This is a genomic window from Kitasatospora sp. NPDC127111, assembly GCF_042677465.1.
In the GTDB taxonomy this organism is placed as follows: domain Bacteria; phylum Actinomycetota; class Actinomycetes; order Streptomycetales; family Streptomycetaceae; genus Kitasatospora.
Genome location: NZ_JBHXTG010000076.1, coordinates 1 through 20,425, shown reverse-complemented (window position 1 = coordinate 20,425; position 20,425 = coordinate 1). Strand labels below are relative to the sequence as shown.

Annotated in this window: 16 protein-coding genes; 5 read left to right on the top strand and 11 right to left on the bottom strand. The window is 73.3% G+C overall.

The genetic code is table 11. The annotated features are described in order from the left end of the window. Positions 1-185: 185 nt before the first annotated feature. Positions 186-1,577: a M16 family metallopeptidase gene (locus tag ACFVHB_RS32975; protein ID WP_380329551.1), complete on the bottom strand. Its 1,392-nt coding sequence runs from the start codon at positions 1,575-1,577 to the stop codon at positions 186-188. Next, entirely contained in the window at positions 1,574-2,917 is a 1,344-nt protein-coding gene (locus ACFVHB_RS32970) for a M16 family metallopeptidase (RefSeq protein ID WP_380329549.1), read from the bottom strand. Before ACFVHB_RS32970 ends, ACFVHB_RS32975 begins: the two co-directional genes overlap by 4 nt. A gap of 257 nt (positions 2,918-3,174) precedes the next feature. Between ACFVHB_RS32970 and ACFVHB_RS32965 the strand changes: the two genes are divergently transcribed. Continuing rightward, the gene (locus ACFVHB_RS32965; protein WP_380329547.1) at positions 3,175-5,625 is read left to right on the top strand and encodes a DNA topoisomerase (ATP-hydrolyzing) subunit A; all 2,451 of its coding nucleotides are present in this window, start codon (positions 3,175-3,177) and stop codon (positions 5,623-5,625) included. A gap of 85 nt (positions 5,626-5,710) precedes the next feature. Next, the gene (locus tag ACFVHB_RS32960) at positions 5,711-6,613 is read left to right on the top strand and encodes a sucrase ferredoxin (RefSeq protein ID WP_380329545.1); all 903 of its coding nucleotides are present in this window, start codon (positions 5,711-5,713) and stop codon (positions 6,611-6,613) included. A gap of 109 nt (positions 6,614-6,722) precedes the next feature. On the opposite strand, the gene ACFVHB_RS32955 is transcribed toward ACFVHB_RS32960, so the two are convergent. The 3 genes from ACFVHB_RS32955 to ACFVHB_RS32945 are packed head-to-tail and all read right to left on the bottom strand — an operon-like array spanning position 6,723 to position 9,560. Continuing rightward, complete coding sequence (locus tag ACFVHB_RS32955) at positions 6,723-7,784, bottom strand: ABC transporter substrate-binding protein (RefSeq protein WP_380329543.1); 1,062 nt, start codon at positions 7,782-7,784, stop codon at positions 6,723-6,725. Positions 7,785-7,840: 56 nt separating this feature from the next. After that, positions 7,841-8,722: an ABC transporter permease gene (locus ACFVHB_RS32950; RefSeq protein WP_380329541.1), complete on the bottom strand. Its 882-nt coding sequence runs from the start codon at positions 8,720-8,722 to the stop codon at positions 7,841-7,843. Continuing rightward, positions 8,712-9,560, bottom strand: coding sequence for an ABC transporter ATP-binding protein (locus tag ACFVHB_RS32945; RefSeq protein ID WP_380329539.1), 849 nt, complete (start codon positions 9,558-9,560; stop codon positions 8,712-8,714). Before ACFVHB_RS32945 ends, ACFVHB_RS32950 begins: the two co-directional genes overlap by 11 nt. 196 nt (positions 9,561-9,756) lie before the next feature. Between ACFVHB_RS32945 and ACFVHB_RS32940 the strand changes: the two genes are divergently transcribed. After that, positions 9,757-11,556 carry an ATP-binding protein gene (locus ACFVHB_RS32940; protein ID WP_380329537.1) on the top strand — a complete coding sequence of 600 codons (1,800 nt, stop codon included), beginning with the start codon at positions 9,757-9,759 and terminating at the stop codon, positions 11,554-11,556. Next, complete coding sequence (locus tag ACFVHB_RS32935) at positions 11,556-12,245, top strand: response regulator (RefSeq protein WP_380329535.1); 690 nt, start codon at positions 11,556-11,558, stop codon at positions 12,243-12,245. Before ACFVHB_RS32940 ends, ACFVHB_RS32935 begins: the two co-directional genes overlap by 1 nt. A 75-nt stretch (positions 12,246-12,320) precedes the next feature. On the opposite strand, the gene ACFVHB_RS32930 is transcribed toward ACFVHB_RS32935, so the two are convergent. The 6 genes from ACFVHB_RS32930 to ACFVHB_RS32905 form a co-directional block, all read right to left on the bottom strand. Further along, positions 12,321-14,018: a cation acetate symporter gene (locus ACFVHB_RS32930; protein ID WP_380329533.1), complete on the bottom strand. Its 1,698-nt coding sequence runs from the start codon at positions 14,016-14,018 to the stop codon at positions 12,321-12,323. Next, a complete protein-coding gene (locus tag ACFVHB_RS32925; protein WP_380329531.1) occupies positions 14,015-14,422 on the bottom strand; it encodes a DUF485 domain-containing protein in 408 nt (135 codons plus the stop codon). Before ACFVHB_RS32925 ends, ACFVHB_RS32930 begins: the two co-directional genes overlap by 4 nt. 331 nt (positions 14,423-14,753) lie before the next feature. Next, positions 14,754-15,536, bottom strand: a complete 783-nt coding sequence (locus ACFVHB_RS32920) for a response regulator (protein ID WP_380329529.1) — start codon at positions 15,534-15,536, stop codon at positions 14,754-14,756. Beyond that, positions 15,506-16,666 (bottom strand): sensor histidine kinase, encoded by a 1,161-nt coding sequence (locus ACFVHB_RS32915; RefSeq protein WP_380329527.1) that lies wholly within the window; start codon positions 16,664-16,666, stop codon positions 15,506-15,508. The genes ACFVHB_RS32920 and ACFVHB_RS32915 overlap by 31 nt, the downstream gene beginning before the upstream one ends. A 37-nt stretch (positions 16,667-16,703) precedes the next feature. Beyond that, positions 16,704-17,189 (bottom strand): DUF1453 domain-containing protein, encoded by a 486-nt coding sequence (locus tag ACFVHB_RS32910; protein ID WP_380329525.1) that lies wholly within the window; start codon positions 17,187-17,189, stop codon positions 16,704-16,706. A gap of 159 nt (positions 17,190-17,348) precedes the next feature. After that, positions 17,349-19,460, bottom strand: a complete 2,112-nt coding sequence (locus tag ACFVHB_RS32905) for a type IIA DNA topoisomerase subunit B (RefSeq protein ID WP_380329523.1) — start codon at positions 19,458-19,460, stop codon at positions 17,349-17,351. A 558-nt stretch (positions 19,461-20,018) separates the two neighbouring features. Between ACFVHB_RS32905 and ACFVHB_RS32900 the strand changes: the two genes are divergently transcribed. After that, positions 20,019-20,249, top strand: a complete 231-nt coding sequence (locus ACFVHB_RS32900) for a hypothetical protein (RefSeq protein ID WP_380329521.1) — start codon at positions 20,019-20,021, stop codon at positions 20,247-20,249. Positions 20,250-20,425 lie beyond the last annotated feature (176 nt).

The following is a 20,425-nucleotide window of genomic DNA, read 5'->3' as shown; positions in this document are numbered from 1 at the left end:
CGGCCTCGGGGAGCGCAGTATGGTCGGCTCGACCCGCATGGTGACCGCCTCCTCTCCGTGTGTGTACCGGCTGCCGGGGATATCTACCCACAGCGTGATCACGGCCCGCAAGGGATTTAGAACGCGGCGGGCCCGGCGGAGCGGAGTGCTCCACCGGGCCCTGCCCGTCAGGGGGTTCGGGCGCGTCAGGCGCCGACCACGGTGACCTCGCCGATGCCGAGCGCGCGGACGTCGTCGGCGATCGCGGCGGCGTCGCCGACCAGGACGGTGACCAGCCGCTCGGGCGGGAAGGCCGCGACCACGGCCTCGGTGGCGGCGGCCGTCGGGAGCTCGGCGAGCTTCCGGTAGACCTCGGCCTGGTAGTCGTCGGGCAGGTGCTGCTCGACCTGGTCGGCGAGGGTCCCGGCGACCGAGCCGGCCGTCTCGTACTTCAGCGGGGCGACCCCGACCAGGAACTGCACGGCCTCGTCGCGCTCGGCGTCGGTGAGGCCCTCGGCGGCGAGGGTGCGCAGGATGGTCCAGGTGTCGGCGAGCGCCGGGGCGGTGGAGGCGGTGTCCACCGAGCCGCTGATCGCGAGCAGCGCGCGGCCGCTGCCGTCGGCGGCGGAGCGCAGCGGCTGGGCGAAGGCGCGGACGCCGTAGGTGTAGCCCTTCTCCTCGCGCAGGACGCGGTCGAGGCGGGAGGTGAGGGTGCCGCCGAGGCAGTAGGTGCCGAGGATCTGGGCGGCCCAGGCGGCGTCGTGCCGGTCGGGTCCGACGCGGCCGATGAGGAGCTGGGTCTGGACGGAGCCGGGGCGGTCGACGATGACGACGCGGCCGGTGTCGTCGGCGGTGACCGGGGCGTGGGTGCTGGGGTTGGCGGGGTCGGCCGTCCAGGTGCCGAGGGTGGCTTCGAGCAGGGCGGGCAGGTCGGTGCCGGTGAGGTCGCCGACCACGACGACGGTGGTGGTGGCGGGCCGGATGTGGGCGTCGTAGAAGGCCTTGACGGCGGCGCGGTCGATCGACTTGACCGTGTCGGCGGTGCCGCCGCGGGGGCGGGAGAGGCGGTCGGCGCCGTCGAAGAGCTCGGCGTAGAGGGCCTTGGCGGCGCGGCGGGCGGGGTTGGCCTGCTCGTGGACGATCTCGTCGAGGCGGTTGGCGACGAGGCGTTCGATCTCGCCCTCGGGGAGGGCGGGGGCGCGCAGGGCGTCGGCGAGCAGGGTGAGTCCGCGCTGGAGCCGGCTGGCGGGGACCTCCAGGGAGACGCGGATGCAGGGGTGGTCGGCGTGGGCGTCGAGGGTGGCGCCGGCGCGCTCGAGCTCGGCGGCGAACTCCTCGGCGGTGAGGGTGTCGGTGCCTTCGTTGAGGGCGCGGGCGAGGATGCCGGCGATGCCGTCGAGGCCGTCGGGTTCGGCGGCGAGCGGGGCGTCGAGGAGCACGTCGACGGCGATCAGCTGCTGGCCGGGGCGGTGGCAGTGCAGGACGGTGATGCCGTTGCCGAGGGCGGCCCGCTCGGGGGCGGGGAAGGCCCACGGGCTGGGCGTGCCGGGCTCGGGCTGGGGGTGGAAGGTCATGGCGGGGGCGTACTCGGCGCTCATGCGGCAGCGCCCTCCTCGTCGGTGTCGGCGGCGGTCTCGGTGTCGTCGGCGGTGGTGGGCTCGTAGACCAGGACGGCGCGGTTCCGCGGGTGCAGGCGGGCCTGGGCGACGGCCTGGACCTCTTCGGCGGTGACGTCGAGGACCTTGGGGAGGGCGTCGGCGAGCAGCTTGGGGTCGCCGAACAGGACGGCGTAGCGGCAGAGTTCGTCGGCGCGGCCGGCGACGGTGGTGAGCCGGTCGAGCCATTCGCGTTCGATCTGGGCCTGGGCGCGCTCGAGTTCGGCGGCGGTGGGGCCTTCGGCGGCGAAGCGGGCGAGTTCCTCGTCGACGGCGGTCTCGATCTGCTCGATGGTGGCGTCGCCGGAGGTCTTGACGTCGAGCCAGCCGAGGCTGGGGGCGCCGGCGAGGCGGAGCAGGCCGAAGCCGGCGGCGACGGCGGTGCGGTCGCGGCGGACGAGGCGGTTGTAGAGGCGGCTGGATTCGCCGCTGCCGAGGATGGTGAGGGCGAGGTCGGCGGCGTCGGCCTCGCGGGTGCCGTCGTGCGGGAGGCGGTAGGCGGCCATCAGGGCGCGGGAGGGGACGTCCTCGCGGACGTGCTCGCGGAGTTCGCGGCCGATGGTGTCGGGGAGGGTGCCGTCGCGCGGGGGCTGCTTGCCGTCGTGGGCGGGGATGCTGCCGAAGTACTTCTCGACCCAGGCGATGGTCTGCTCGGGGTCGATGTCGCCGACGACGGAGAGGACGGCGTTGTTGGGCGCGTAGTAGGTGCGGAAGAACGCGCGGGCGTCCTCGAGGGTGGCGGCGTCGAGGTCGGCCATGGAGCCGATGGGGGTGTGGTGGTAGGGGTGGCCGTCGGGGAAGGAGAGCGCGGTGAGCTTCTCGAAGGCGGTGCCGTAGGGGACGTTGTCGTAGCGCTGGCGGCGCTCGTTCTTGACGACGTCGCGCTGGTTCTCCATGGAGGCCTCGTCGAGGGCGACGAGCAGGGAGCCCATCCGGTCGGCCTCCAGCCAGAGGGCGAGTTCGAGCTGGTGGGCGGGCATGGTCTCGAAGTAGTTGGTGCGCTCGAAGCTGGTGGTGCCGTTGAGCGAGCCGCCGGCGCCCTGGACGAGCTCGAAGTGGCCGTTGTTCGAGACGTTGGCGGAGCCCTGGAACATCAGGTGCTCGAACAGGTGGGCCAGCCCGGTGCGGCCCTTCACCTCGTGCCGGGAGCCCACGTCGTACCAGAGGCAGACGGCGGCGACCGGCGTGAGGTGGTCCTCGGAGAGGACGACGCGCAGGCCGTTGGCCAGGCGGTGCTCGGTGATGGCGATGCCTCGGTGGGAGGCGGGGGCCGGGTTGGCCATGCGCTCGGGTCCTTCCCGTCGTCGATGTCGGGGGTTCGTGTGGCGTCCCCCATTGTGGTGCAACGCGCGGAGGGCGCGGATGTGTCCGCGCGGACGGGGCGTTCGCCAGGGGCGGAAGAGGGGCGCTGGGCGGGACTGTCGGTGCGAGGGTCCACAATGGGGGCGCTGAGCCGTGAGCTGAGCCTTGATTCGAAGCAGCCCGAAGCAGCCCGAAGCAGACAGACGAAGCAGACAAGACGCAAGGGAGCCCCGCCGCGATGGCCCGCCGCAGTTCGCAGACCCCGCCGCCCGGAGATTTCGAGGAGCGGATCCTCGACGTCGACGTCGTGGACGAGATGCAGGGCTCCTTCCTGGAGTACGCCTACTCGGTGATCTACTCGCGTGCGCTGCCCGACGCGCGGGACGGTCTGAAGCCGGTGCACCGCCGGATCCTGTACCAGGCCAACGAGATGGGCCTGCGACCGGAGCGCGGGCACGTGAAGTGCGCGCGGCTGGTCGGCGAGGTGATGGGCCGGCTGCACCCGCACGGTGACGCGTCGATCTACGACTCGGTGGTGCGCATGGCGCAGCCGTTCTCGATGCGGCTGCCGCTGATCGACGGGCACGGGAACTTCGGTTCGCTGGGCAACGACGACCCGCCGGCCGCGATGCGGTACACGGAGTCGCGGCTGACGGCGGCGTCGATGGCGATGGTGGAGTCGATCCACGAGGACACCGTCGACTTTGGCCCGAACTACGACGGCAGCGAGCAGGAGCCGTTGGCGCTGCCGGCGGCGTTCCCGAACCTGTTGGTGAACGGTGCGACGGGGATCGCGGTCGGGATGGCGACCAACATGCCGCCGCACAACCTGTCCGAGGTGGTGGCGGCGGCCCGGCACCTGATCAAGCACCCGAACGCGGACCTGGACACGCTGATGCGGTTCGTCCCCGGTCCGGACCTGCCGACGGGTGGCCGGATCGTGGGCCTGTCGGGGATCCGGGACGCGTACGAGTCGGGGCGCGGCACGTTCAAGATCCGGGCGACGGCGACGGTGGAGGCGGTGACGGCCCGCCGCAAGGGCATCGTGGTCACCGAGCTGCCGTACAACGTCGGTCCGGAGAAGGTGATCGCGAAGATCAAGGACCTGGTCAACGCGAAGAAGCTGCAGGGCATCGCGGACGTCAAGGACCTCACCGACCGCGAGCACGGGCTGCGGCTGGTGATCGAGGTGAAGAACGGCTTCGTGCCGGAGGCGCTGCTGGAGCAGCTGTACAAGCTGACGCCGATGGAGGAGACCTTCGGCATCAACAACGTGGCGCTGGTGGACGGCCAGCCGCTGACGCTGGGGCTGAAGGAGCTGCTGGAGGTCTACGTCGACCACCGCTTCAACGTGGTGCGCCGGCGCAGCGACTTCCGTCGGCGCAAGCGCCAGGAGCGGCTGCACCTGGTCGAGGGTCTGCTGGTGGCGCTGGTCGACATCGACGAGGTCATCGCGATCATCCGGTCGAGCGACAACGCGGCGCAGGCGAAGGAGCGCCTGATGGAGCGCTTCGCGCTGTCGGAGACGCAGACGGCGTACATCCTGGACACTCCGCTGCGGCGGCTGACCCGGTTCGACCGGGTGGAGCTGGAGCAGGAGCAGGCGAAGCTGACGACCGAGATCGCCGAGCTGACGGAGATCCTGGAGTCGGACGCCAAGCTGCGCAGTGTGGTGTCGGGCGAGCTGGGCGCGGTGGCGAAGCAGTTCGGCACGGAGCGGCGGACGGTGCTGCTGGAGGCGGGCGCGGTGCCGTCGGCGTCGCTGGCGGTGCCGTTGGAGGTGGCGGACGATCCCTGCCGGGTGCTGCTGTCGTCGACGGGTCTGCTGGCGCGGACGGCGGACGGTGAGCCGTTCGAGCTGTCGGAGAAGCGGGCGAAGCACGATGTGATCGTGTCGGCGGTGCCGGCCACGGCGCGGGCGGACGTGGGCGTGGTGACGTCGGCGGGCCGGGTGCTGCGGCTGCCGGTGATCGATCTGCCGGCGCTGCCGCCGACGCCGTCGCCGACGTTGGCGGGCGGGGCCGCGGTGGGCGAGTTCCTGCGGCTGGAGGCGGGTGAGCGGGTGCTGGCGCTGACGACGCTGGACGAGTCGTCGCCGGGGCTGGCGCTGGGTACGGTGCAGGGCGTGGTGAAGCGGGTGGTGCCCGAATGGCCCGCGAACAAGGACGAGTTCGAGGTGATCGCGCTCAAGGACGGGGACGAGCTGGTGGGCGCGGTGGAGCTGCGGACCGGCGAGGAGGACTTGGTCTTCATCACGTCGGACGCGCAGTTGCTGCGGTACCCGGCGGGTCAGGTCCGTCCGCAGGGCCGTCCGGCGGGTGGCATGGCCGGTATCAAGCTGTCGGAGGGTGCCCGGGTGCTGTCGTTCACGGCGGTGGATCCGGCGTCGGACGCGGTGGTGGTGTCGGTGGCCGGTGCCGCGGGGACGCTGACGGGCGAGGAGCAGAGCTCGTGGAAGGTGACGCCGTTCGAGCAGTACCCGCGCAAGGGCCGGGCGACGGGTGGTGTCCGCTGCCAGCGGTTCCTGCGGGGTGAGGACGGGCTCGTGTTCGCGTGGGCCGGTGCGGCTCCCGCCCGGGCGGCGACGGGGAAGGGCGCGCCGGTGGACCTGCCGGAGCGCGACCCGCGCCGGGACGGTTCGGGCACCCCGGTGACGACGCCGATCGCGGTGGTCGCCGGTCCGGCGTAGCGGCGCCGGGAGGGGCTACGGCCTGCGGCGGGACACCGTGTGGTGTCCCGCCGCGGGCGTTTTCGGTACGGGTAGCCTTGCCTGCGTGAGCACCTGTGCGACCTTGTCGCGTGAACTGTCGGAGCCGCTGGCCGCCACGGCGGCGACCGCCACCACCTGGCTGCTGGTCGAGCAGAACGGGCCGTGGGGGGCGAAGGCGCTCGGCGAGAGCCATCTGGACGCGGCGGTCGGGCGGGCGCTGGAGGCGGCCGCGGCGGGGACGGGCGTGCGGGTGGCGCTGATCCGGCGGCCGGGACGGCACGCGGACTGTCTGCCGTCGGCGCGGCGCGAGGTGATCGTGGCGCACACCGTGCCGGGCCGGGGTTGGGTGCGGCGGGCGGAGGTGGCCGATCCGGCGGAGTTGCTGGGGCTGGACTTCGCGGCGCTGGGCGGCGGTGAGCACGGCGGGTTCGGGGCGGAGCGGGTCGGCGGTCCGGTGGCGCTGGTGTGCACGAACGGGCGGCGGGACCGCTGTTGTGCGTTGCTGGGCCGGCCGTTGGCGGCGGAGCTGGCGGCGGCGGGGCACAGCGAGGTGTGGGAGGTGACGCACCTGGGCGGGCACCGCTTCTCCCCCACGATGCTGGTGCTGCCGTACGGCTACGCGTACGGGCGGCTGACGGCGGAGAGCGCCAAGGAGGTGCTGGCGGCGACGGCGGCCGGGCACGTGGTGCCGGAGTGGTCGCGGGGCTGTTCGGGCTGGGACCGTCCGGGCCAGGCGGCCGAGCACGCGGTGCGGCTGGCGACCGGGGAGACCGGGGTGGACGCGTTGACGCTGGTCCAGCGGCCGGCCGGCGAGGGTCGTTGGCTGGTGGGCGTGCGCCACCGGGACGGCCGGTGCTGGGAGGTCGAGGTGGTCGAGGGGGCCAGTGAGCCGGCTCGGCCGGAGAGCTGTGGCAAGGCGGCGGGTACGCCGTCGCGGATGGACGCGGTGGCGGTCCGGGAGCTGTGACGGCCCCGCGCCCGTGGGGGTGGGCGCGGGACCGTCGGGCACCGGGCGGTGGGCGGGGTCGCGCCCGCTGTCCGTGGGAGGCGCGGGGCCGTGCCGTCCCGGGGCCGGCTCAGCCGGTGGTGGCCTTGGTGACGAACTCGGTCGTGTAGGTGCGGGCGAGGTCGATGGCGTCCTCCTTGCCCTTGACGTCGGGGTGGAAGGCGGCGAGGACGGCGAGGACGGTCTTGGGTCCGTCGGCGGGCATCACGCCGTCGGCGGTGAACATCGGCAGGGTGGCCTTGATCGCGGCCGCGTACTGTTCGGCGCCGCCCTGCGCGTAGTCGGCGGGCATCTTGGCGGCGATCTCCTCGGGGGTGTGGGTGGACATCCACTTGAGGGTCTTCACGAAGGCGTTGGCGAGCTTCTGGGTGGTGTCCTTGTTCTTCTCCACCCAGTCGGTGTTCATGTAGAGCGAGGACGAGGGGTAGAGCCCGCCGAGGGCGTCGCGCGAGCCCTGCGGGGTGCGCATGTCGTAGAGGATCTTGCCGAGGCCCTTGTCGAGGATGGTGGCGACGGTCGGGTCGGTGGTCATGCCGGCGTCGATGCTGCCCTGCTGGAGGGCGGCGATGAAGGTCTGGCCGGCGCCGACGGCGATCGGGCTGAACTCGCTGACGGCGGTGCCGTTCTTGACGGCGAGGTACTTGGTGAGGAAGTCGGTGGAGGAGCCGATGCTGGTGACGCCGAGCTTCCTGCCCTTGAAGTCGGCGCCGGACCTGATGGCGTCGGCCTGCTTGGCGGAGACGATCTCGACCTCGCCGGGGGCCTGGGAGAACTGGACCACGGACTCGACGTTCTTGCCCTTGGCCTGGAGGTCGATGGTGTGGTCGTAGAAGCCGACCGCGCCCTGGACGTCGCCGGCCAGCAGGGCGGTGGTGGCGTTGACGCCGGCCGGTTCGCTCATCAGCTCGACGTTGACGCCGGCGTCGGCGAAGTAGCCGAGGCGCTGGGTGAGCATGGCGGGCAGGTAGATGACCTTGTCCAGCCCGCCGACCATGATCTTGACCTTGGGCCCCTCGACCTGCGGGCCGGCGGGGGCGGCGCCGTTGTGGGAGCTGGAGGCGGCGTCGTTGGCGCACGCGGCGAGCGGGAGCAGCAGGGTGGCGGCGAGGGCGGCGGCGAGGGATCTGCGCATGGGTGGGGGTGCCTCTCTTGCGTACTGCGGGGGTTGAGTACGGCGGGGGACGGGGGTCAGCGGCCGTCGCCGGTGTCGGCGGGCTTCCAGCGGAAGAGCTTCTTCTCGGCGAAGGTGAGGAGCCCCTCGGTGAGCAGGGCGACGACGGCGAGGATGGTCATGGCGGCGTACACGCCGGCCGCGTTGAAGGTGCCCTGGGCGGCGGCGACGAGCAGGCCGAGGCCCTTGGTGGCGCCGATGTACTCGCCGACGATGGCGCCGATCAGCGCGAAGCCGAAGCTGACGTGCAGGCTGGTGAAGATCCAGGTGGTGGCGGCGGGGATGACCACCTGCAGGGTGACCCTGCGGTTGTCGGCGCCGAGGATGCGGGCGTTGGCGACGAGGTTGCGGTCCACCTCGCGGGCGCCCTGGAAGGCGTTGAAGAAGACCGGGAAGAACACCAGCACCACCGCGGAGGCGACCTTGGAGGCCGGGCCGAGGCCGAACCAGATCAGGAAGATCGGGGCCAGCACGATGCGCGGGATGGCGTTCAGCACCTTGATGTAGGGCCCGAACACGTCGGCGAGGAAACGGATCCGGCCGAGCGCGATGCCCAGCAGCACACCGCCGGTGACGCCGATCACCCAGCCGGTGAGTGCCTCGTAGAGGGTGTAGCCGATCTGTTCGCCGAGCGAGCCCTGGGCGGTGCCGTGGGTGATCCACTGCCAGATCTGCGCCCAGATCTTCGACGGCTGGGAGAAGTTGAACGGGTCGATGACGCCGGTGCGGGCGCACAGTTCCCAGAGCCCGAGGAAGGCGAGGAGCACGGCGCCGCGGGCCCCGTAGACACCCAGTCTCCGGTTGCGGGCCGCCCGTTCGCGAGCCTCGGACCTGCTGGCGGCGGGCGCCGGGGACTTCCCGGCGGCGGCCGGTACGGCGTCGGCGGTCTCAAGCGGCACGACCCGCTCCTCTCTCGCGGGTGATGCGCACCTCTTCGCCGAGCGAGGCCCAGATCTCGCGGTACAGCTCGACGAACCTCGGCTGCAGCCGGACGGCCTCCACGGTGCGCGGGCGGGGCAGGTCGACGGTGAAGACCTCCTTGACGGTGGCGGGGCCGGCCGTCATCACCACGACCCGGTCGGCCAGCGCGATCGCCTCGTCCAGGTCGTGGGTGACGAAGACGACGGAGGAGCCGGTGCCCGCCCACAGGTCCAGCAGCTGGTCGGACATCAGGGCGCGGGTCTGCACGTCCAGCGCCGAGAACGGCTCGTCCATCAACAGGATCTTCGGGTCGTTGACGAAGGTCTGGGCGAGCGCGACGCGCTTGCGCATGCCGCCGGAGAGCTGGTGCGGGTAGCGGTCCTCGAAGGCGCCGAGACCGACCCGGGCCAGCCAGTCGCGGGCCCGCTCCTTCGCCTCGGCGGCGGGGACGCCGCGGAAGCGCGGGCCGGCCGTGACGTTGGACAGGACGGTGCGCCAGGGGAAGACGGCGTCCTGCTGGAAGACGAACCCGACCTGCGGGTCGATCCCGTCGACCGGCTCGCCGTACACCCGGACGTCGCCCTCGGTGGGCTCCTCCAGGCCGCTGACCAGGGTCAGCGTGGTGGACTTGCCGCAACCGGTGGGGCCGACGACGGCGACGAACTCACCCTGCGCCACGGTCAGGTCCAGATCGCGGACGGCGGTGTGCAGGGCGCCGGACGGGGTGCGGAAGCGCTTGGTCGCGCCGGCCAACTCGATCGCCGGGGCTGCCGACGACCGGGTCGTCGGCGAGTTCGGCACCGGGGTTTTGCTCATCTGACCTCCCGGGTCTGTGCTTGCTCCGGGAGGCTAGGAGCGGGCCCGGGCCCGGCGGGAGGCTTCTCGGCGTACTGCGGGTTCTCCGCGTTGAGGGGTGTTCTGCTCCTTTTGCTTCCGCTACAACAGCGGGGACGCGGCTGACAGAAACACGCCGGAAACGTAGGGTGTGCCGACCGCAGGAGAGGAGGCCCGGATGAAGCCGCCCCGTTGGCCCCGCCGGGTCTTCGCCCAGCTGCTGCTGAGCCAGACCGTGGTCACCGTCGGTGTCACCGTCGTGACGGCCGGGCTGTTCCTGGCCCCGGTCAGCTCCGAGCTGGACCACGACGCGATGCAGCGCGCGCTGTCGATCGCCCAGGCCACCGCCAGCGACGACGTGATCGCCCGGGCCGCCGAGGCCCGCGACTCCGCGACCGCGCAGCGCAACGCCGAGCAGATCCGGCTGGCCACCGGCGCCAGTTTCGTCGTGGTCACCGACCTGGACGGGATCCGGCTCTCGCACACCGACCCGGGCCGGATCGGGCACCGGGTCTCCACCGACCCCGAGCCGGCGCTCAGCGGCCGCAGCGTCACCGCCATCCAGGAGGGCACGCTGGGCCGCACCGCGCGCGGCAAGGTGCCGCTGCGGACCGCCGACGGGCGGATCGTCGGCGAGGTGTCGGTCGGCATCAGCGACGACTCGATCCGGCGCCGGCTGCTCACGATGCTCACCGGGATCCTGCTCTGCGCGGGCGCCGGCCTGGCCGCGGGCACCGTCGCCACCCTGGCGCTGGCCCGGCGGCTGAAGCGCCGCACCCACAACATCGCGCTGGCCGACATCTCGGCGCTGCTGGTGGAGCGCGAGGCGATGCTGCACGGCATCCGCGAGGGCATGGTGGCGCTGGACGAGCGCGGCCGGATCCGGCTCGCCAACGACGAGGCGGTCCGCCTGCTGGGCCTGCCCGACGACTGCACCGGCCGGCCGATCGACGAGGTGCTGCCGCCCGGCCGGCTGGCCGACGTCCTGGCCGGGCGGATCGTCGGCACCGATCTGCCGGCCGTCCGGGACGACCGGGTGCTGGTGGTGAACCGGATGGCCACGGCCCCGGGCCTGTCGTCGGGCTCCCGCAGGCCGGGCGGACGGCGGGAGCCCGACGCCGGGCCCGGCAGCGGCGCGGTGGTGACCCTGCGCGACCGGACCGAGCTGGAGTCGCTGGTCCGCGAGCTGGACACCACCCGCAGCCTCACCGAGGCGCTGCGGGCGCAGGACCACGAACACGCCAACCGGATGCACACCCTGCTGGGGCTGCTGGAGCTGGGCCGGCACGAACAGGCGGTGGCGTTCATCTCCGAGCAGTCGGGCTCGCACGCGGTGGTCGCGGCGCGGATCGCCGAGCAGGTGCAGGATCCGCACGTCGCCGCGCTGCTCGCGGGCAAGGCGGCGGTGGCGGGCGAGCGCGGCGTCCGGCTGGTGGTGGCCCCGGCCGCGCACCTGCCGGACGCGGTGGTCGACGCCCGGACGCTGGTCACGGTGCTCGGCAACCTGGTCGACAACGCCGTGGACGCGCTGGCACCGGGCGGCGGCGGCCGGGTGGAGGTGACGCTGGCCGCGGCCGGCCCGACGCTGCTGGTCGAGGTCGCGGACAGCGGCCCGGGCGTGCCGTCGGAGCTGCGCGAGCGGGTCTTCGAGGAGGGGTGGAGCAGCAAGGACGCGCCGGCGCACCGGCCGCGCGGGCTGGGGCTGGCGATGGTGCGGCGGCTGGTCGAACGGACCGGCGGCCGGATCGTGCTCGACACCGGCCCGCTCGGCGGCGCCCGGTTCACCGTCGAGCTGCCCGAGGCCCTGCACAGCGAGGCCCTCCGCACCGGAGCCCTGCACACCGGGGCACCGCACACCGGCGCCCCGCACACCGGGGCAGCGCGGGCCGGGGCGCCGCGGTCCGGGCCTTCGCGGGCCGGGTCCGGGCATCCGGGGGGTACCGAAGGACGACCCACCGCACCGCTCGTGGAGGCGTGATGATCGACGTACTCGTGGTGGACGACGACTTCCGGGTCGCCGACGTGCACGCCGCGTACGTGGCCAAGGTGCCCGGGTTCCGGGTCACCGGCACCGCGCACTCGGCCGGCGAGGCGCTGGCCGCGCTGGAGCGGCGCCCGGTCGACCTGCTGCTGCTGGACCACCACCTGCCGGACGAGAGCGGCCTGGCGCTGGTCCGGCGACTGCGCGACCGGCAGGTGGCCTGCGACGTGATGATGGTGACGGCCGCGCGGGACGTCTCCACCGTGCACGCGGCGATGCAGCACGGCGCCCTGCAGTACCTGGTGAAGCCGTTCACCTTCGCGGGGCTGCGGGAGAAGCTGGTCGCCTACGCGCAGCTGCGGCACGCACTGGCCGGGCCCGCCGCCCGCGAGGCGGGCCAGGACGAGGTGGACCGGCTGTTCGCCACCCTGCGCAGCGCGGCGGCCCCGGCGGCCGCACTGCCCAAGGGCCACTCGGCGCCCACCACCGACCTGGTCCTCGGGGTGCTCCGCCGGGCGGGGCGGCCGCTCTCCGCCCAGGAGGTCGCGGACGCCACCGGGCTCAGCCGTTCCACCGCGCAGCGCTACCTCAAGCAGCTGGAGCGCGACAGCCGGCTGCGGCTCACCCTGCGGTACGGGGACACCGGCCGGCCCGAGCACCGGTACGGGCTGGCCGTCCGCGCCTGAACCGGGCCCGGACGCGCCGGACCCCGGCGGGTCCGAGCCCGCCGGGGTCCGTGGATCGCAGGCCGCTCGGGCCGCTCAGGCCGCCCCGGCTCCGGTGAGGGAGCGGACCTCCAGCTCGGCGTAGCGGTCCGGGTCGGCCGGCTCGGGCGAGGTGATCGTGCCGATCCAGCCGGCCAGGAAGCCCAGCGGGATGGAGACGATGCCCGGGTTCTCCAGCGGGAACCAGTGGAAGTCCACCCCCGGGAAGAGCGCCGCCTTGCTGCCGGAGACCACCGGCGAGAAGGTCACCAGCAGGACGGCCGGGATCAGCCCGCCGTACACCGACCAGACCGCGCCGCGCGGGGTGAACCGCGGCCAGAACAGGCTGTACAGCAGCACCGGCAGGTTCGCCGAGGCGGCGACGGCGAAGGCCAGGCCGACCAGGAAGGCGACGTTCATCTGCTGGGCGAAGAGGCTGAGCGCGATCGCGACCGCCCCGATCCCCACCGCGGCGACCCGTGCCACCCAGACCTCCTCGCGCTCGGTGGCCTCGCCGCGCGCCCCGGCACCGCGCGCCCGCCGGGGGCCCGGGCCCCCGGCCCGCCGGCCCCGGGAGCGGCGGCGCGGCCGGCCCAGCCAGGCGCCCGCCCAGATGTCGTGGGCGAAGGCCGCCGAGGAGGCGAGCGTCAGCCCCGCGACCACGGCGAGGATGGTGGCGAAGGCGATCGCCGAGATCAGCGCGAACAGCACCACCCCGCCGGTGCTGCCGTTCCCCCCGCCGAGCACCAGGGCCAGCAGCGGGACGGCGGTGTTCCCCGCCGAGTTGGCGTGCCGGACCTCGGCCGAGCCGACCAGGGCGGTGGCGCCCAGGCCGAGCGCGATCGCCATCAGGTAGAAGCCGCCGACCAGCCCGATCGCCCACATCGTGGAGCGCCGGGCGGCCCGGGCGGTCGGCACGGTGTAGAAGCGGGACAGGATGTGCGGCAGCCCGGCGGTGCCCAGGACGAGGGCCAGGCCGAGGCTGAAGAAGTCCAGCCGGCTGGTGAAGCCCTTGCCGTACTTGAGGCCCGGCTCCAGGTACCGCTGTCCGGCGCCGCTGTGCTGGGCGGCCTGCCGCATCAGGTCGGCGACGTCCCCGTGGAAGCGGACCATCAGCAGCACGGTGAGCAGCACCGAGCCGGCCACCAGCAGGAAGGCCTTGACGATCTGGATCCAGGTAGTGGCGCGCATCCCGCCGACCGTGACGTAGATGATCATCAGGCCGCCGACCGCCACGATGGTCCACGTCCGGGCCCCGGAGCTGTTGGTGCCGAGCAGCAGGGCGACCAGGCTGCCGGCGCCGACCATCTGGGCGACCAGGTAGAACAGGGTGACGACCACGCTGGCGCCGCCGGCCGCCGCCCGGACCTTGCGGCGGCGCAGCCGCAGCGCCAGCACGTCCGCGAGGGTGTACCGGCCGGCGTTGCGGACCAGCTCGGCGACCAGCATCAGCACCACCAGCCAGGCGACCAGGAAGCCGATGCTGTAGAGCACGCCGTCGTAGCCGTACAGCGCGATCAGCCCGGCGACGCCGAGGAAGGAGGCGGCGGAGAGGTAGTCGCCGGAGAGCGCGAAGCCGTTCTGCAGCGGGGTGAAGCCGCGGCCGCCGGCGTAGAAGTCCTCGGCGGCGCTGCCCCGGCGGCCCACCCAGAGGGTGATGGCCAGGGTGACCAGGACGATGACGGCGAACAGCGCGATGGCCAGGTCGTGGTGGTCGCCGGTGGGGGCGACGGGGGGCGGGGTGGCGGTCGTCATCGCAGCTGGTCCTGGGTGTCCCAGCGGAGCCCCAGGGCGGCCCGGTCGCGCTTGGTGCGGGCGTTGCGGGCGTAGAGCCAGGTGAGCACGAAGGTCGTGGCGAACTGCAGCAGCCCGAGCAGCCAGGCCACGTTGACCGGGCCGGCGACCTCGCTGCGCATCACGCCGGGCGCGGCGGCCTGGGCGGCGACGTACATCAGGTACCAGCCGAGGAAGGCGCCGCTGGCGGGGAAGACGAAGGCCCGGTAGCTGTGCCGGATCTCCTGGAACGCGGCGCTGGCCTGGACGGCGCGGTACACCTCGGTGGTGCTGTCCACGGCGGCCGGGGCGCCGGCGGACCGGCCGGCCGGTCCGGACTGCCCGGGCAGCGGCGGGACCGGGTGCTGGAGCGGTCGTGCGGACACGGCCGCGACGGGGGACGGCCGGCCGGGGGCCGGGGCCTCGGCCCGGGGCGCGCCCGGTACCGCCGGTGCCGGAACGGGCACCGGGTTCGACCGACCGGACCGGCCCGCGTCCGACTCGCCCGCACCGGACCGGCGGGCGGCGGCGGGAGCGGCCCACCAGTCGAATCGCTGCCCCTGCCCGGGACTGCTCGTCTGCTGCTGTGGCACTGCTGCTCCTGGGCCGAGGGGGGTGCTGACCGAACCATGATGAAGGCCCGCAAACCCCGCCAACTCCCTTTGCAGATACGTTCACTCGATGAGGTGATCGATGATCCGACAGACACTCATCCGACTACTGCTGCGTCCCGGTGATCCCGTGGCGGAAGGCGTACGCGACCGCCTGCGCCCGGTCCCGGACGGCGGTTTTGGCGAACAGGTTGTTGATGTGCGTCTTCACCGTGGCCGGGCTGACGAACAGCCGGCGGGCGATCTCGGTGTTGGAGAGCCCCTCGGCGATCAGCGCCAGCACCTCGGCCTCGCGGGCGGTCAGCCCGTCCGGCAGCGGTCCCCCGGGCACCGTCGCGGGCGTCCCCGCGGGCGTCCCCGCGGGCGTCCCCGCGGGCGCGGGAGCGCTCCCGGGCGGCGGCGCGGCCGGCTGCGGCGCGGCGGTGTCCGCCAGCCGCTCCAGCAGCCGCAGCTGGACCTGCGGTGAGAGCCCGGCCGCGCCCGAGCGGACGTCCGCGACGGCCCGGGCGATCTCCTCCCCGCCCGCGTCCTTGGTGAGGTAGCCGCGCGCCCCGGCCCGCAGCGCGGGGAACAACGAGTCGTCGTCGGCGTACGTGGTGAGCACCACCACCTCGGTCTCCGGGTGGGCGGCGCGGATCCGGCGGGTCGCCTCGACGCCGTCCACCCGCGGCATCCGCAGGTCCATCAGCACCACGTCCGGGTGGTGCCGCTCCACCAGTGCGACGGCCTCCTCGCCGTCGGCGGCGGCGCCGACCACCTCGATGCCCGGGAGCAGCCCGAGCAGCATCACGATGCCCTCGCGCACCACCGTCTGGTCGTCGGCGACCAGCACCCTGATCGCGCCGGTGGTCCGCTCGTTCACGCCGGCACCCGCAGCAGCACGCGCCATCCTCCCTCGTCCGGGCCCGCCAGCAGGGTGCCGCCGAGCAGTTCAGCGCGTTCGCGCATCCCCAGCAGACCGTACCCGCTGCCGCTGGCGGCCAGGTCGGCGGCGGGCTCGCCGCGGACCGGGCGGGTGTTGCGCACCTCCAGCTCCACCTCCCCGGACAGGTAGCGCAGTTCGACCGTGCAGCGTGCGCCGGGGGCGTGCTTGCGCACGTTGGTCAGCGCCTCCTGCGCCGTGCGCCGTACCGCGAGCCCCGCCTCGGCCGCCAGCGGGCGCGGCGTCCCGGTGACGGTGAACCCGGCCCGCTCACGGCCCGTCAGCTCCACCAGGAACTCCCCGACCGGGGTGAACTCGCCGCGTAGGGCGGAGAGCGCCTGCCGGGTCTCGGCCAGGCCGTCCTGCGCCATCCGGCGGGCGGCCACCACCCGTTCGCGGATCCGCTCCCGGTCGGTGCCGGCGTCCAGCATCAGCCGGGCCGCCTCCAGGTGGACGAGCTGCGCGGAGAGGCTGTGCGCCAGCACGTCGTGGATCTCCCGGGCGATCCGGGCCCGTTCGGCGAGCGCGGCGCTCTCCGCCTCGGCGGCCCGCGCGGCGCGTTCCTGCGCCAGCAGCCGCCGCGCGGTGCCGCGCGCCTCGGTGTCCAGCCGCAGCAGGTAGCCGAGCACGCTCAAACCGCCGACGGTGGCGCTGACGGCGAGCCAGCTCTCCCAACTGGCCGCCGCGTAGGAGCCGAAGGCGGCCGCGGCGGTGACCAGGGCGGCGCCGATAGGCAGCCGGACCAGCGCGGTGACCGCCAGACCGGCCCAGGTGAAGTCGGCCAGCACGTACGCGTGCGCCCACTCGCCGAGCCAGGCGGAGCCGATCAGGGCAGCGGCCAGGGCGTACGTGGGACGCGGCCGCTGTTCCCGGCTGACCCGCAGGAAGGCCAGCCACTGCGCCACGACGACGACGAGCCCGGCGCCGACCGCGACCGCGCCCCAGCCGACGAAAGCGCCCCGGGAGTACGTCCCCAGGATCAGGGTCACGAGCAGGACCGACCGGCCCAGCACCGTGAGGGTCCGCCGCGCCGGCGTCTCCGACTCCCGTTCCAACCCCTCCCGGGAGGGCCAACGGGTCCAGCTCCACCCGGGCACGGGCAGCTCCTTCTCGGCTCGGTGGTTCCCGGACGGCTCAGCCGGTCACATCGGTGCGGTGGGCGGGTTCCAGGTCCCGCGCCCTCCAGTTCACCACGAGCGCGCGGACCAGCAGCAGGACGGCCAGGCCGAGCAGCAGCGCGCTGCCGCTCTGGTGGACGTGCAGGGCGGAGCCGATCGCGAACAGGCCGAGCCGGATGCCGATCATGCCGACCCAGGCGGCCACGGTGGCCCTGGTGCCCCGGGCCCAGACCGCGCCGTCCGCGCCGCGCCAGAGCCGAACCGTCCAGCCCCAGACGCAGCCCATCGCGAGGACCACCAGCAGCGAGGCGGCCAGCAGGGCGATCGCGGGGCCCTCGTGGGCGCGGTCGACCAACTGCGGGTCGCGCAGCGCGAGCACGGCGAGGACCAGCGGTGCGGCCCAGAACCGGCGCTCGGTGTCCAGGCGCTGGGCGCGGAGCTGGCGCTGGACCACCAGGGCCATCACCGCGACGATCACGACGATGTTGACGAGGCCGGTCATCGGGCTCTCCGTTCCGGCGGAAGAGGGGGCTGGCTGACCTCTCCGACGCTACGGATCCGGCGTCGCCCGCTGATCGGAGCCGGGGTGGACGGGGGGTGGAAGCCGAACGGCCGGGCCCTCCACCCGTGGGTGGACGGCCCGGCCGCGGGACGGAGCGCGTCAGGCGTCGATGCGCGAGCGGTCCAGGGTGGCCGCCGAGTCCACGATGAACTCCTTGCGCGGGGCGACGTCGTTGCCCATCAGCAGGTCGAAGATCTTCTCGGCCTGCTCCAGGTCGCCCAGGTTGATCCGGCGCAGCGTGCGGTGGCGCGGGTCCATGGTGGTCTCGGCCAGCTGGTCGGCGTCCATCTCGCCGAGACCCTTGTAGCGCTGGATCGGGTCCTTCCAGCGCAGGCCCTTGCGCTGCATCTCCAGCAGGGTGGAGCGGAGCTCGGCGTCGGAGTAGGTGTAGTGGTACTTCTCCTGGCCGCGCTTGGGGTTGGTGAGCTCGATCCGGTGCAGCGGCGGCACCGCGGCGAAGACCCGGCCCTGCTCGATCATCGGCCGCATGTAGCGCTGGAACAGCGTCAGCAGCAGGGTGCGGATGTGCGAGCCGTCGACGTCGGCGTCCGCCATGAAGATGACCTTGCCGTAGCGGGCCTGGTCGATGTCGAAGGTGCGGCCCGAACCGGCCCCTATCACCTGGATGATCGCGGCGCACTCGGCGTTCTTGAGCATGTCGCTCACGGACGCCTTCTGCACGTTGAGGATCTTGCCGCGGATCGGCAGCAGCGCCTGGAACTCGGAGTTGCGGGCCAGCTTGGCGGTACCGAGCGCGGAGTCACCCTCGACGATGAAGAGTTCGCTGCGCTCGACGTCGTCGCTGCGGCAGTCGGCCAGCTTGGCCGGCAGCGAGCTGGTCTCCAGCGCGGTCTTCCGGCGCTGGGCCTCCTTGTGCTGGCGGGCGGCGACCCGGGTGCGGGCGGCGGCGACGATCTTCTCCAGCACGGCCCGGGCCTGGAGCTTCTCGTCCTTCTTGGCGGAGGTCAGGAAGGCCTTGAGCTCCTTGGCGACCACGGCGGCGACGATCCGGTTGGCCGCCGAGGTGCCCAGCACCTCCTTGGTCTGGCCCTCGAACTGCGGCTCGGCCAGCCGGACGGTGACCACCGCGGTGAGGCCCTCGGTGGCGTCGTCCTTGGTGATGTCGTCCTCGGCGACCCGCAGCAGCTTGCTGGAGCGCAGCACCTCGTTGACGGTCTTGGCGAGCGAGCGCTCGAAGCCGGTGACGTGGGTGCCGCCCTTGGGGGTGGCGATGATGTTGACGAAGGAGCGCAGCGTGGTGTCGTAGCCGGCGCCCCAGCGCAGCGCGATGTCCACGCCGAGGTGGCGGGTGACCTCGGTGGGCGTCATGTGGCCGAGGTCGTCCAGGACGGGCACGGTCTCCTTGAAGGTGCCCTCGCCGCGCAGCCGCAGCACGTCGCAGACCGGCTTGTCGGGCGCCAGGAACTCGCAGAACTCGGCGATGCCGCCGTCGTAGCGGAAGGTCGACTCCTCGACCCGCTCGCTCTCGGTCAGCCGCTCGTCACGGACCACGATGGTCAGGCCGGGGACGAGGAAGGCGGTCTGCCGGGCGCGGTTGTGCAGGTGCTCCAGCGAGAGCCGGGCGTCCTTGAGGAAGATCTGCCGGTCGGCCCAGTAGCGGATCCGGGTGCCGGTGCGGGTCTTCGGGACCTTGCGGATCTTGCTCAGGCCGTTGGCCGGCTCGAAGGGGGCGTCCGGGCTGGTCTCGGTGAAGATGCCGGGGGTGCCGCGGCGGAAGCTGATCGCGTGGGTGTGGCCGCCTCGGTCCACCTCGACGTCCAGCCGCGCGGAGAGCGCGTTGACGACGGAGGCGCCGACGCCGTGCAGACCGCCGGAGGCCGCGTACGAGCCGCCGCCGAACTTGCCGCCCGCGTGCAGCTTGGTCATCACGACCTCGACGCCGGACAGGCCGGTCTTGGGCTCGACGTCCACCGGGATGCCGCGGCCGTTGTCGCGCACCTCGACCGAGGAGTCCTCGTGCAGGACGACCTCGATCCGGTCGCAGTACCCGCCGAGGGCCTCGTCGACGGAGTTGTCGATGATCTCCCAGAGGCAGTGCATCAGGCCGCGGCTGTCGGTCGAGCCGATGTACATGCCGGGGCGCTTGCGGACCGCCTCCAGGCCCTCCAGGACGAGAAGGTGCCGAGCGGTGTAGTTGGAACCGTCGTCGCCGGCCAGCAGTGCGGACGGCACGGTCGTTTCGGCACTCACGCGGCTCACTCCTCAGTCAAGTTCTGTCTCGTCGGTCACACCGGCCGCAGCCGGATCGTCCGCCGGTGCAGCACATCGCAGCACATCGCACCGACAGCCGTTCCGGCGGCCGTTCCCCTGCGTGTGCACACCCCACCGCTGAGTGCACAGCACGGCGGGCCGGCCCCGCGCAGCTTGTACGCGCTGCGCGAACAAGCGCCGCGCCGGGCGACGGACGCCGGAGCGCCATCTCCTCCCGGTACCACCGCTCCTGGCGGATCGTGGGACCGGGCGCAGGCGCCGGAACTGCCGTTATGCAGGCTACCGGGGCCTGGGACGGGGCTTATGCTCCAACCCAACGGAGGATTATGCTACGCGGACCTCGCACCCGGTCCCGATCGGGCGTTCGAGCGACAGGCGGATCCTGGGATCCGGTACGCATGAACCACCGGCCCCCGGGGCACGTCCTCATCAACACAGCAGAATCCTCAAAGAAGAAAAGCCACGAGCGGGAACGTTTTCGGCCTGGTTGGATGTTGACCCTGGTACGACAGCTCGTCGAGCTAGAGAAGAGGCGACGTGACTACTGTTCTGACACCTGCGAGCCCGCTGACCGCGGCTGACCGCTGCGACCGCTGCGGCGCCCAGGCCTACCTGCGCGTCGTACTCGCCAGCGGCGGAGAGCTGCTCTTCTGCGCCCACCACGGCCGGAAGTTCGAGCCCGAGCTCAAGAAGATCGCCGTGGAGATACAGGACGAGAGCGGCCGTCTCAGCACCACCGCGGCCACGGCCGCCGACGACGAGCGCTGACTCGACGAGCGCTGACTCGGGGCGCCACAGCAGCAACCAGCGACGAGCTGTGTCCGGTCACGCACCACGCGTGACCGGCGGGGCGGGGGGCCGGGACCCCCCCCGGGGGCCGGGGCCCCGCCCGGCCCCGCCCGCCGGCCCACCCCGCCCCACCCCACCGCCGCACTCAACCCCCC